Annotated in this window: 13 protein-coding genes; all 13 read right to left on the bottom strand. The window is 31.7% G+C overall.

What is annotated here, in order from left to right:
- Nucleotides 1-116: 116 nt before the first annotated feature.
- A complete protein-coding gene (locus tag ACQKMV_RS05760) occupies nucleotides 117-1,442 on the bottom strand; it encodes a phage portal protein (protein WP_427502825.1) in 1,326 nt (441 codons plus the stop codon).
- Nucleotides 1,439-1,690 carry a hypothetical protein gene (locus ACQKMV_RS05755; RefSeq protein ID WP_427502824.1) on the bottom strand — a complete coding sequence of 84 codons (252 nt, stop codon included), beginning with the start codon at nucleotides 1,688-1,690 and terminating at the stop codon, nucleotides 1,439-1,441. The genes ACQKMV_RS05760 and ACQKMV_RS05755 overlap by 4 nt, the downstream gene beginning before the upstream one ends.
- A gap of 121 nt (nucleotides 1,691-1,811) precedes the next feature.
- Complete coding sequence (locus ACQKMV_RS05750) at nucleotides 1,812-3,398, bottom strand: terminase large subunit domain-containing protein (RefSeq protein ID WP_427502823.1); 1,587 nt, start codon at nucleotides 3,396-3,398, stop codon at nucleotides 1,812-1,814.
- 1 nt (nucleotide 3,399) lies between these two features.
- On the bottom strand, nucleotides 3,400-3,783 hold the full coding sequence (locus tag ACQKMV_RS05745) for a hypothetical protein (RefSeq protein ID WP_427502821.1): 384 nt from the start codon (nucleotides 3,781-3,783) through the stop codon (nucleotides 3,400-3,402).
- 514 nt (nucleotides 3,784-4,297) lie between these two features.
- The gene (locus ACQKMV_RS05740) at nucleotides 4,298-5,284 is read right to left on the bottom strand and encodes a helix-turn-helix domain-containing protein (protein ID WP_427502820.1); all 987 of its coding nucleotides are present in this window, start codon (nucleotides 5,282-5,284) and stop codon (nucleotides 4,298-4,300) included.
- A 37-nt stretch (nucleotides 5,285-5,321) separates the two neighbouring features.
- Nucleotides 5,322-5,510: a hypothetical protein gene (locus tag ACQKMV_RS05735; RefSeq protein ID WP_427502819.1), complete on the bottom strand. Its 189-nt coding sequence runs from the start codon at nucleotides 5,508-5,510 to the stop codon at nucleotides 5,322-5,324.
- Between the two features lie 298 nt (nucleotides 5,511-5,808).
- Nucleotides 5,809-6,675: an SU10 major capsid protein gene (locus ACQKMV_RS05730; RefSeq protein WP_427502818.1), complete on the bottom strand. Its 867-nt coding sequence runs from the start codon at nucleotides 6,673-6,675 to the stop codon at nucleotides 5,809-5,811.
- 71 nt (nucleotides 6,676-6,746) lie between these two features.
- On the bottom strand, nucleotides 6,747-7,151 hold the full coding sequence (locus tag ACQKMV_RS05725; RefSeq protein ID WP_427502817.1) for a hypothetical protein: 405 nt from the start codon (nucleotides 7,149-7,151) through the stop codon (nucleotides 6,747-6,749).
- A 321-nt stretch (nucleotides 7,152-7,472) separates the two neighbouring features.
- Nucleotides 7,473-8,570 carry a sigma-70 family RNA polymerase sigma factor gene (locus tag ACQKMV_RS05720; protein WP_427502816.1) on the bottom strand — a complete coding sequence of 366 codons (1,098 nt, stop codon included), beginning with the start codon at nucleotides 8,568-8,570 and terminating at the stop codon, nucleotides 7,473-7,475.
- Nucleotides 8,571-8,741: 171 nt separating this feature from the next.
- Nucleotides 8,742-9,599, bottom strand: a complete 858-nt coding sequence (locus tag ACQKMV_RS05715; RefSeq protein ID WP_427502815.1) for a hypothetical protein — start codon at nucleotides 9,597-9,599, stop codon at nucleotides 8,742-8,744.
- A gap of 1,082 nt (nucleotides 9,600-10,681) precedes the next feature.
- Entirely contained in the window at nucleotides 10,682-11,023 is a 342-nt protein-coding gene (locus tag ACQKMV_RS05710; protein ID WP_427502814.1) for a hypothetical protein, read from the bottom strand.
- On the bottom strand, nucleotides 10,995-11,222 hold the full coding sequence (locus ACQKMV_RS05705) for a hypothetical protein (protein ID WP_427502813.1): 228 nt from the start codon (nucleotides 11,220-11,222) through the stop codon (nucleotides 10,995-10,997). The genes ACQKMV_RS05710 and ACQKMV_RS05705 overlap by 29 nt, the downstream gene beginning before the upstream one ends.
- Nucleotides 11,223-11,231: 9 nt before the next feature.
- Nucleotides 11,232-12,143 carry a tyrosine-type recombinase/integrase gene (locus ACQKMV_RS05700; RefSeq protein ID WP_427502812.1) on the bottom strand — a complete coding sequence of 304 codons (912 nt, stop codon included), beginning with the start codon at nucleotides 12,141-12,143 and terminating at the stop codon, nucleotides 11,232-11,234.
- Nucleotides 12,144-12,333: the final 190 nt, after the last annotated feature.

Raw genomic sequence — 12,333 nt, 5'->3', positions numbered from 1 at the left:
TGAGTTTTTTAGCATATTCACTATAAAGTATAAACCCTTGACACTACTACATTTTAACTCAACTCGTACACTACCATTCCCCACTTTTTCATACTACACTTTCACACTTTAATGCATTAAGTTACATTATGTATCTTACTATCACCTTTTGTAGTATCATACTCTTCACCTTTTAACCGACTTAGTTCTAATAATTGGTTATTTACATAAGGTGATTGTTCAATAATCGTCTCCAATGAGATAGCGTTCATGTCAAACTGAGTTTTCATATTATCTAGGATTTCCTTATGATTGCTCGGAGTATTATATTGGAAATTAAACTCAAGTGAAATCATCTCATCATCTAAAATAGTAATACCTTTATATTTCAATAAACGCTGCACCTTTTCCCAACGTTGATAGAATCCTTCTCTAAGGTAAGTTTCATTTACTCCTGCTTGTGTATCAGCAAGTGAGAATAAAAGTTTAATACTAACCTCTGACAAGTTACTAATATCCGTCTTGTTCATTGATACTGCAGGTGTACTAGAGACATCGAGAAGTGTCTGAGTTAATGTTTTATAAACTAAATCAAATGACTTACTATCTAATTGACCGTTTACTAATTCGAAATCACTACCGTCATCTAATGTGAGACCCGCACCTACAATTTCCTTTGGTATCGAGCCATTAGTAAGTTGCTGACCTTTTACAACTGGGATCGGATTTAAAAACTTGTACATGCTGTCTGTATATTTACTAAGCAAATCTTCCATGTTATCTAAAATATTTTGATAATCGTCCAACTCACTTTTACCAATACGATCACTTAATTCGTGCAAAGTTTTGTAATGTACTGGGAGACCACTTAACGATGGAGATTCACCTAGCTTATTAATCTCCCCACCTTCATTTGACCATTCCTGTACACTCGTATCATTATATAAATTATAAAAAGTAATTCCATCAAATGTGTAATGCTCGATAAACGCAATCATCTCATTATAATTGTTATACACTGGAATACCATTATCAGCAGCGATTAATTTTGATTGGATACGACCATTACCATTAATATATAGATACTCTGAAACTTCACCAAATTTAAGGAGATTCAAAAGAATCTGCACATTAATATCATTAAAACGACCTAACTTATTCACCTTATTAAACTCTTTGACCATTGATTCATCACCAATCAAATTGACAGGATTTTTAAGTAGATATTGTGCCTTAAAATTTAAAATGGTCTTTGCTAACTGAATTACAATGCGTCTAGGCTCTACTACCTCACCGTTATATTTGTAGTTAGGACGTTTTAATATATCATGTTCACCATTTAAATAATCTTTAATACCTGATACGTTTAATATACGGCTCTGATTTTCATATGAAGTAGTTTCATCAACAAACCATGTGGACTTACCTTTATATTTTGTATTTACATATTGCTCAAGATTCATTTAATCACCTTCTCAATTTCAATTTCTCGTTTCAATCTTTCAATTTGCTTTTCATATTTATCAATTTCACGTTCAATCTTCTCAATAGCTTTCTGACTTCTCTCAACTGGAACAAAAGAGACATTCATAATTCCATTTTCAATAACATACTCTGCAAACTTTAAATTCTTTTTATGTACGTTTAAATCTGCTTGTAATTCATTAATTTTCATCTTTGCACCCGAAATAGCAATACCCTTATTGATCATATTTATTTCCTCCATCTTCAATTAAAATGATGTTTAGTAACTCGGTCACACAGAGTGACTCACTTTTAACATGACCTGCTCTGGGACACTATGTACTAGACGTGTGTCTGAGCGTAACACGTTACACATACCACTTATTCGCTTTCATACCTTGTACCGCTAATGCTCCAGCAATAACTAGATCATCGTGATTCTTTTCTGTATTCCCTCGTTTGTTTCCTAATTTCCCGTTATTCTCTATGAACATTTGCATCTGTTGTAAAAGTTGCTTACATTCAATATTGACTAATCCCTTCTCAAACGATTCCTTGAAGTCACTAATCATAATTGCCTTAGTTTTCTCAGAAGTCGTGTAACCTAGTTGTAACTTTTTCTTACCACGTTCATCAAAAATCTTTTGCTTGTACATATTTTCATATCCACATTCTTTTCTTAATCGCTCGATAACTGGTAAGCCGTAACTATTTCTCTCAACAACCAAAAAAGCGTAGTTATACCAACGTCCTAAAACGTCAATCAACTCCGCAAATTCATATACTGCTATTTTGTTTGATTCAAATGTTATTACTTGCTGTCCTTCATTATCAAAACCAACAATTGTACTACTATCATTATTTCCACCTGATCCACTGGCTGAGTCACAACCAAAGTGATATTTTTTCCCCACTTGTGGGTAATCGAATAATACAATCCCCTTACTAGCCCACTGTCGAATGCTCTCAGGTAAGTTTGAGCGTACTTCATTTTTATCAATCGGCTCTTTTGCATAAGATAATCGTTGTAATACCTTAGTTTGATTAAATACGCTATTGCCTGTTGAGATAAAACTTTCTAATGGATTGGAAGGATACTCCTGATAAAAGTCACTCTCTGAATCAAGGTCTAACATCTTCCATCTTCGCCAACTGAGTTGGGTTAATGTAGCACCTAACTTATGTAATGCCATTTCTTCCTCATCTAAATCATTTCTAGTTAACTTTTTACCACCATTATTAGCCTTATACCATTCAACTGATTCAGCATAATCATGTGCAAATTGTTTAGCATACAACTTATGATAGAAAGGTACAAAATAAGCGATATACTTAGATTTATTCTTCATTGCTTGCATATACATTCTGTAGAAGTGATTACCTGTACCATTAGAAGTTGTTTCAATTGTTAACTGGCTCCCACTGCCCTTGGCTAAACTCTGCTCTACGCTCAATAGTTGCTTTTCCTGATTACTATAAAAGGCAAATTCAGATAAATGAATATATGTATAAGTTGATCCCCTACCTATATCTTTATTTCCAGCAGTTACAGATTTAATTTTCGAGCCATTTTTGAAACAGAGTTCATCCCTATTGTCTCTTAAAATGGCTGGGAACAGATTAGGATACTTTTCTCTAGGTATAGCATCATTCATTTGTTTCAACTTCTCAAATAATGCTGTAGCACTATCACCTTTGTAAGAAACGATTAGGATATTCTCATTTGATTTAGTCAATGCTCTGAATAAAGCCCGTCCGAGGGTGAAGGTAGAGATTCCCGATTGGCGTGCTTTTCCACAGATAATAAATCGGTTATGCTGCATCAATTCATCAATCTCTAACTGAGCATCATTCAATTCAAATTTAACTACATCATTATTATTGTCTGTTATGTATATAAAATTCTTCGCAAACAATGGAAAACTATCAAAAACTTTCTTAATCTTTTCATCCATATTACTCTAACTCCAGCTCATCATATGTATTGGAAGTGGACTTGTTCCCCTTATTTGCTTGCTTATTATGTATTTGTACTTGCTTCTGAAGGTCTAAAAGTAACTTTATTGACTTTTCATCACCTGTTAAAGCTTTTTCCTTTACAATAGCGTAAATATCCTCTAGGTCTTTACCTGCTTGTGACTCAATCATAATATTGACTAAGTTGTGATATTCCTCTGTTTTCTCCCATTTCTTCATGTAAGATAAACTTTTACTTTTGATCTTATTACACAATTCTTCTTCTGTAAGTGGCGTTTGTCGTAAAACTGATAAATTGTGCTTATAAAGGAAGTACTCTTTCTTTTTCCATGTAACAGTATTTAATGCTTCATATATATTCATATCTCATTTTCCTCCTTCAATTAAAAAGGTCAGTCAAAAATGACTAACCAATCGTCATAATAAGACTAACCCTCGTATTTTAATTCCGAACCTTAACATAATTAAGGTCTGTCTGACGGACTTGTTTTCCTCACCAAATGGGGAATATCTGCTAGCGTTATTATCGCCTTCACCCATTACCTTTCAAAAATTGAGTCACTCTGTGTGACCGAGTTAAATCTGATAGGAATAATATTCCTTTTTGACCTGAAGTGTTTACTAATCATATCAGGTCTTGGGTAAATCCCCCATGACTAATAAGAGGTCTTGTGTCATACTACGAATAATGTTCGTATAAGGTCGTCACCATTTCAGTTACGACCAACTAAATTTCTAAAACCATACCATTTTAATAATATATATAATATATATTCCATTTCTTATATTTATTTATATATATAGTAGAGTAATAATATAAAAGTTAAAGTATATTATATATATAGTTAAAAGTGTATGGTTTTAGAAAAACACAAGTTTAAAATGGTAAATCGCTAAAATCTATATCAATTCCATCATGTGTAAATGTATCTTCATTTTTAAATTTATCTTTAAACTTTTCTTTATACCATTTACTAGATATAAATGTAAGTTTATCGTACTCAATTTTATCTTCTGAAAAGTTATCACTCGTATTTACTTGATGTGTAGATGCTTTTCTATCCTTCTTAGGTACAACTAAACTGAAATATTCTACATTATGTACTGTTGTAATTAGATTATGTGAACGTAATGCATTCATTATATTTGTAATACTATTTAATCCTATACCTGTTTCAGTAGCTATACGTTTATATGTAGCGTTAAAATCACCGTTAAATTTATTACTTTTATCTAATAAATAAGCATAAACATAGAATCCATTTGCTCCAATATCATCTGTAGACATACAGAATAGGAAAGTATCCATATCAATCATAGTTGTATCTGAAATGTTAAAGAATGTACCTTCCTCACAATAAACTCCATTTTCATCTTCTTCATGGTAACGCTCAAATCCGAATACTGGATATTTACATTTTGTTGCACGAGTGATCTTCATTTCTTTTCTCCACTCATCAACTGTTTGATGCTGAAATTCCTTACAAAACTCTTGAATTGTTGTGATTTTTGGTACTCTATTATCAAATTCATCGAACACCATTTCAGAAATTACAGGAAATTCAGTTGTAGTAGTAAGAATATCCTTTTGCTCAAGTAAGCCATTCTTCTTGATTATGTAATCTACACGTTGTTCAGTAGGATTATATCCGAATAATTCTTTAATTTCCTTATTATCAGGTACATATGTGCTATAAGTTGAATAGCGATACATATACGTTTGGAGATAGATATAAGAATATGTAAAACCGATGTGTACTGGCTTCAATTCCTTATCTTCTTTCATTTGTAATAGTTGAGTAAATAATTCATTTGGCATTGCTACTGATAAGTTGTATTGTTGTAAGTTTTCTTTTAATCTCATATGTCTTATCTCCATTCAATCGTCTTAGTTTTAAGTATTAGCTATATGTACGTATTTCTTTATATTCATTAATCGCTTTTGTTAATTCATTTGTTTGCAAGTACATCGCAAAGATGTCATTATTCTCTAATCGTCTTGCTTTAGTTAAATAGCGAATATCCTTCGATTTTATAAATTCATATAAATCCTTGTTATAGCAATAAAAAAATCTTGGCTCTGTATTCATTGTTTGATTTCCTCCATGTAGTTTTATTTATTAGTTATGTAATTTCTGTATTGATCTTCTTTATCAACGCTTAGTTTAAGTATGTTATTTTCGTACCTGCTCAAGGCAGCAATACTAATACCGATATGATTTGATATATCTTTAAGCAATATTTTCTTCTTGCGTCTTAATAGATATAGTTCATCCTTAGTCATTACATGTATTTCATTCCTTTCCTTGTTCTTTTTTGTACAACCAATTAACAAGAGGAAACCCCAATAAAATGGGGAACCCTCTAATTAACTATGTATGTATTTAATTATTGTGTAACTGTTAATACAGCAACTGCTTTAGGGCTACCTACTTTTAAAGTGTACTCACCTACAACATGACCTTTCGTATTATCACCTGTTTTAGCAAGTGCTTCAAAATGTGCTTCACGTAACGCTGCCATATTTACGTATGAGTCATTAAATAAAACAATTTTATCAGCCGGAATATCACGACTTAATACAACCTTGACAATACCGTAGTTAGTATTGATTGTTTCGACTGATAAGCCGAAATTAGTAGTTTGGTGCTGATAGAAATATTTGTCCTTGTAAATACCGTCAATTTTGTCTTTTACATCAGCATTAACAAAAGCGTAATATGTACCACCTGTTAATTTGTTATTCCATAATTGACGCATACCGTCTTTAATTAACGCTTCTACATCTGTATTAGATTTAGCATTAGTATTATCTGCAAACTCGATTAAACCTGACATTTGACGAATGAATGGTGTTTTAGAACCATCCTTTTTAAGACCGTTAATTAATACTTGCTCTAGTTTCATTTTTAACTCTAAAAGACGATCAGCAATCTCTTCATTAAATTTAGTTGATTGCATTGCTTCTGCTGTTCCACTTACTGATACTGCACGTTTAAAAATTTGTAGGATATTGCTTAATTCACGCTTATCTGACTGTTGGAATGTAACTGTATCAGCACCTTCAATAGCGTCTGTTTCGCCATCTGTAGCAAGTGATTTTTCCTTCCATGTGTAGACAGTTGACATTGCCTTCTCGACACCTTTTGAAAGCAATAAAGATGAAAATGGTGTGTCTTGTACTCCTAGTAATGCTAACTCCTTAGATAGTGAGATTGACTCTGTTGGTGTAAAACCGTTTTGACTTGTGATCATAAATAAATTCCTTCTTTCTTTTTGTGTTTTTTATGTATTTTGTTAAATAAAATTCTGATTTTACTTAGTCCTTACTTACCGAAAAACTTTGATAGTTTAAATTTAATTGCTGAATTAACATCACCATCGTTAATAGCTTGCTCATAAGCTTGTTGTTTAGCTACCTCTTTTGGTTGATATGCTTTCTCCATTAAGATTGCATTAACTGCCTGTTCAATTGCTGTGACTTGTTCATCTACTGTTACGTCTTGTTTAGCAAATACATCAAAAATTGACTTAAATGAAGTTAAACCTTTCTCCTTTAGTGCATTGTCAACTTGGAATGATCGTAGCTCTGCTTTCTGTTGTTCAATCTGCTCAAGTAAAGCGTTAGTATTATCTACCTGTGATTGCTCTGTTTCATCAACTACTGAATTACTGTTAGCAGTCTCCTCTACTTGTTGCTCCTCTACTGTTACCTCTGTTTGTTCTTCCATGCTTAATTTCTCCTTTACTTTAATTTTTTATATTAGAAATACACTAGCATCCATTTTTAGATACGTAGCGTATTAATATAAACGGTATAGAATCAATCTAGTATTATTTATCATCTAACTGTTTATGACGCTTAAAAAGCTTAAAATCAATTAAATTTAAAATAGGTTAAATATTTGCTGATTTACTAAAAAAAGAGAAAGAACAAGGCTATGACAACCCTGTTCTCTCAAAATCGGAGGAAAAATTACATATGCTTATGACAACATAAAATATATCTCACTAATATATCAGTTTAATTACAACCTAAATTTAAACATTTTTTACATCTTATAAAACTTTTCTACAATTAAATTATTATATGTGACATGTCTTGCAATACTACCTGCTGCTTTATATGTATTTTTAACGTGCTTATGTAATATACGATTGACTACCTTAACTACTCTTTCCTTTTCACGACTGGTAAAGGTTATTTTATCATTGATAAAACTAGCAACCACATTCCCAAAAATGACATGTTCATGTGACTTTAAATTGTCAAATATTACATCCATTACAGTGTACGATTTATCATTATGTTCATTATAAAATTTATAATTATCTTTTAAAAACTTATATGTATATCCGTAGTAATCAAATGAATTGTTATCGTCAAATTCAATAATGTTGTTATAGTTATGTATATGATTTTCTATGATAGTTAGCATATTTGGTGACTTATGTGCTATCTGAGTTAATTTATAATTTATGTATTCCTCATGTATTCTATTTAAAGCCGTATTATATGTTTTTTGTACATTTTGTTGAGTACATCCTAATTTATCCGCAACTTCTTCTTGAGTATATCCTGCATTATATAAAGTAAATATCTCTAGTTGTTGTCTTGTTAAAATTTCTTCATAATCCCCAATTTCCTTAATAAACTCATCAAATGAAGATTTAATATGTTTATCATTGTATTGTCTTAATGCAACTTGATCGTATAAACTAGCATCTCCATTATTATCATCTTTGTATACAATATGTTCGGGAACATTTAACTTTTGCTTTTCCCGTTCTGCTTTAATTTGATTGCTTACTAGCCCACTTAATGCTTTAAAAAACCAAACCTCAATTTGTCTATCTGTAAGGCTAAAATCAATTTCACGCTCATCAAAAATTTTCCATAAAGCTACTAAAACATACGAATCTAAATCTCTACGATGGATACCGCTATATAGGTTATTGATATAGTTATGTACCTTGTTCATTGACTCAATCTTAAATCTTAATTGAACAATTTTATCTGGCTCTTTGTCATAAGCGTTCATCTCCTCTATAATTTTTGTGTCGTAAATGTGATACAGTACATCCTCCTTTTCCTCTTTTGTTGTTGCTTGTCTGTACGCTTGTAATGCTTCCTTTAAATTTTTAACCATTCAAATTCCTCCAATATTTTTATTTTTGTATTCACTTAGATAATATTAGGAAACTATCCAAGTAGCTAGTCAACGTATTAAAATAATTTTGTATCAAGTACCCACTCAATTAAGAGCAGGTACTGAATAGTTACTTAGACAATGTAGTTACTAACATAACATGAGTACTAACTACAATCCCCACTGCTCTTTTAGCTTTGTTAGGAATTTCATTTTTCTTCCATCATCCCCTGATACATCTGGATGAAACTTCTTTGATACCATTCTATAGATTTCATGTAAAATCTTCTTTTCTTCATCTGTGTAGGTACTATACAAATTAGAAGAGTAACTACTACTACCTCCACCCGAATAGTTACTGTAGGTACGTTTGAAATTCTCTTCGTAACTACGTCTTGTATATTCTTCCTGTGCTTTTCTCTTATCCTCTAATTCCTTTAAGTAGGCTGTATTACGCAGAGTCCCAAATACGTCATAACAATAATCATATTCATCTACACCATACTTATTTTTAAATTCTGCCTTAGCCTTTTGATATGTATTAATAATCTCTCGTTGACGTTGTTGCTCTGCATATTCTTCAGTTAATTTAAATTCTTCTTCAATCTGTTCTACTAATGGTTCTATTTTTTCATTTACAATCTCGTAAAATTCATCTTCAGTAATTTCCATTTCTCTTAACCAAGTATTTAATTTATCCTGCCTATAGTAGTCACCATACCAACTATCAAGAAAATCATAATAGCCCATTGTACAGATAACCCATTGTTTCTTTTTAACCTTTCCGTTTTCTCGATATGATTTATGAATACTAATCTTGTAACAATCTAGTATTGGTCGCTCAAATCTCTCATCGCTGTATGTGTATCCATATGAAGTCCGTTTAACTCCATTAGATGTCCAAGTTGTTTCAGTTACTTTTAATTCCTTTCTACATGCATAAGTCTTACTACGTCTGTTTTCCCATCTATTCTTATTTTTATATTCCTCCTTAGCTTTATATTTCTGTTTTTGTATCACACAATACATTTAATTCCCCCTAATTGCATTTTTTAAATAATAAAATACATAAAATGTGTTGACGGATATAATCTACGATGCTATTATGAATACAGGCAAATTATATATAAATTCACCCCTTACCATCAAGTGGATGAGTCTATCTCATCACCTTTAATATGGTTTAAATTCTATTATACCACATGCAAATCTTATTGCAAGTGTTTATTTCGCGTTTCTTAAAAATATTTTTAAATGTTTACATCCCTCAAAAAGATATATAAAGAGTGCTGCACTCTACTCCCCAGTAATACATAATCTATCCTCTATCATCACATATTTAATTAATTCCAATTGATCCTAGACGTTCTTATTACCTCCCTTATATTTCATCTAGTTACTCTATAACTCTAGTATATTTGAATGCTATTAATAGTATTTACGCTACTAGACTATTTACGCTTGACAACTGTTTACGCCCTCCACAATCATGAAGCCAGAGTTGAGGACAACGGCTTGTTGCAAAAATGACTGCCTACGTTTTAAAAACTAAATTAATAGAATCTAAAACATAGCAGCCATTGCATTTACATGAATCCGTCATCTGAGGTATCCGTTTATGTATGCCCTTGTTAAATGCGTTCTCTCGAACAATACACCTACTACCTACTTCTGCCCCCGATAGTTACACAGGATTATAGTTTGCTATAAAATTGTGTTATGTGATGTATTCTGTATGACCGTAGCCACCAGACCTTCCACTCCTGACCGATTATATGCGTCAACCACATTCAGATATCAAAGCCAACAAGGAAGCTTCTAGCGATACCCTAGACGTTTGTGTGCGATGGGAACGTCATAACCTGTCAAGTTTATTTACAAATGCTGTTACTAGGTTTCCAGCATCGAGCAAAACATGACCTCATTTTACCTAAAAAAGACAATAGGAAACTAAACCTTTGCAATTTACTAATTTTTTAAGTAAAATGAAGGCATGTTGATATACTCTATTTAGTTGTATTGGCTACTTCTAAATGAGTTGGAGGGAAAGTGTTCTCAGCACTAACCCTCTTTTTTTATGCTTAAAATTAGTGACAACAAATTTGTGGTCTCTAAATCACCATTCCGATGACTTCACTATCGTAGCGATCATATTCCTCTGTACCGTCTGCATCCACTGTTAGCGTTTCAATTAGACGAGCATCATGTGCTTTAAAATCCATTGCAGCATCTTTAGATTGTAATTGTGATACAAAGTCATAAAAACCTTTTATAAATTGGTCTTTCGTTAAATTAGTTACTTCTAAATCCAGTTCAATTGTTGCGTATAATTTTTCATTTTTAGTTGACATATCTTGATTATCCCCTTTTGTTAAAAAGTTTAGTGTAGTTGCTTCACTTTCAGATTCTAAGTGACGGAACTCATTAGCTATTTGTAGACTCAATTCTCTCATCTGATTGCTCCTCCAATTGTTCAAAGTATTTAAGCATGGCTTGTACATCTGCTTTTCTTAATGTCATTCGACTAACATTAAATTGCCTACCATCTGATAAAGCCGTATTTTCCTCAAAGGATACTGATTTAAATTCAGGATTGTACTCTGCTGTTATTTGACGCATACCGTTTAAAGTTTCATGAATAATTTCTCCCATGTTCTTCTCCTAAAAATCAAATTTATTTAACGGACTGTGCTTGTCATTCTCCTGTTTCAAGTGACTTCCCCATAAATTTACATAACGCTGAGTCGTTATTATATTTTCGTGTCTCATTAATTTCATTATTGTAAAACTGTTTACATTTGATTGGACAAGATTTCTGCAGAAAGTGTGCCTAAACGTATGGGGACTAACTCGCACATCTTTAAAGTTCATCTTCTCTTTTAATTCACGAAACACATAATCAATCGTATTAATTGTGAATGCTTCATTTTTATTAGTAACAAATAAATATTCACTTTCATTCTTTAAAAAATTAGATGAAAATGTCTTGAATGCTAGTAACTCTCTCGTCAATTTATCAGTTAAAAATACTGTTTCGTATTTTCTACTTTTACCGTGTACTTGTAATGTTTGATTTGTAAAATCTACATCATTCCATTTGAGCATAATTATTTCCTTTCTGCGAATGCCCGTTCCTAGTAATACCAAAATGATTAAATAATTGCGGTAACTGCTATAAGATTGATACCTTTTTCTTTGAGAACGATAAAACGCTAACATTTGATTAATTTGTTGATCCGTAAAAGTATCAATCTTCACATCTACTTTTTGGGTTTTTATCTTCTTAGCAATGTTTTCAGTGATATATCCCTCTTCAACGCAATAGTTAAAAAATGCTTTACCACGTAAAATAATTGTATTGATTGTATTTGGTTTCCTATTTTGTTGCTGTGCCATTATTAAATAATTCTTGAAGTGACTTCGTGTCACGTCCTCAACATTAACTGCTCCTTCTTTAATGCAATAGTCAATGAAAGGTTTAATCATGTATTTATAACTTTTGATATTTGATTCCGTAGTGTTATTAAATCGTCTATCTGCTATAAAATCATCGAATGCAAACTTTAAAAGCATAAAAAAATACACTCCTTTTCATCTAAATTAATAGACAATAAGAAGTGTATTATTGATAACAAATAAACTGTATTTTACTCCACATCTCAACAAGTGCCTTGAACCCTTGGTATTACTGACTTTTCAATAATTCTTTTAAGGCTTCTCTTGATAAGATTATTTAATTAAAAAGAATTGTATCATGAACAAT

The organism is Lysinibacillus sp. NPDC094403 (genome assembly GCF_050278745.1).
Lineage (GTDB): Bacteria > Bacillota > Bacilli > Bacillales_A > Planococcaceae > Lysinibacillus.
The sequence above is the reverse complement of the archived record's forward strand: the minus strand, read 5'-3'. Positions and strand labels throughout refer to the sequence as shown.

Bases quoted from the DNA above. Each gene is read 5' to 3' on its own strand.
- ACQKMV_RS05715 (WP_427502815.1), bottom strand. From the start codon at position 9,599: ATGTATTGTGTGATACAAAAACAGAAATATAAAGCTAAGGAGGAATAT.
- ACQKMV_RS05705 (WP_427502813.1), bottom strand. From the start codon at position 11,222: ATGGGAGAAATTATTCATGAAACTTTAAACGGTATGCGTCAAATAACA.
- ACQKMV_RS05720 (WP_427502816.1), bottom strand. From the start codon at position 8,570: ATGGTTAAAAATTTAAAGGAAGCATTACAAGCGTACAGACAAGCAACA.
- ACQKMV_RS05735 (WP_427502819.1), bottom strand. From the start codon at position 5,510: ATGAATACAGAGCCAAGATTTTTTTATTGCTATAACAAGGATTTATAT.
- ACQKMV_RS05745 (WP_427502821.1), bottom strand. From the start codon at position 3,783: ATGAATATATATGAAGCATTAAATACTGTTACATGGAAAAAGAAAGAG.
- ACQKMV_RS05750 (WP_427502823.1), bottom strand. From the start codon at position 3,398: ATGGATGAAAAGATTAAGAAAGTTTTTGATAGTTTTCCATTGTTTGCG.
- ACQKMV_RS05755 (WP_427502824.1), bottom strand. From the start codon at position 1,690: ATGATCAATAAGGGTATTGCTATTTCGGGTGCAAAGATGAAAATTAAT.
- ACQKMV_RS05725 (WP_427502817.1), bottom strand. From the start codon at position 7,151: ATGGAAGAACAAACAGAGGTAACAGTAGAGGAGCAACAAGTAGAGGAG.
- ACQKMV_RS05710 (WP_427502814.1), bottom strand. From the start codon at position 11,023: ATGAGAGAATTGAGTCTACAAATAGCTAATGAGTTCCGTCACTTAGAA.
- ACQKMV_RS05760 (WP_427502825.1), bottom strand. From the start codon at position 1,442: ATGAATCTTGAGCAATATGTAAATACAAAATATAAAGGTAAGTCCACA.
- ACQKMV_RS05730 (WP_427502818.1), bottom strand. From the start codon at position 6,675: ATGATCACAAGTCAAAACGGTTTTACACCAACAGAGTCAATCTCACTA.
- ACQKMV_RS05700 (WP_427502812.1), bottom strand. From the start codon at position 12,143: ATGCTTTTAAAGTTTGCATTCGATGATTTTATAGCAGATAGACGATTT.
- ACQKMV_RS05740 (WP_427502820.1), bottom strand. From the start codon at position 5,284: ATGAGATTAAAAGAAAACTTACAACAATACAACTTATCAGTAGCAATG.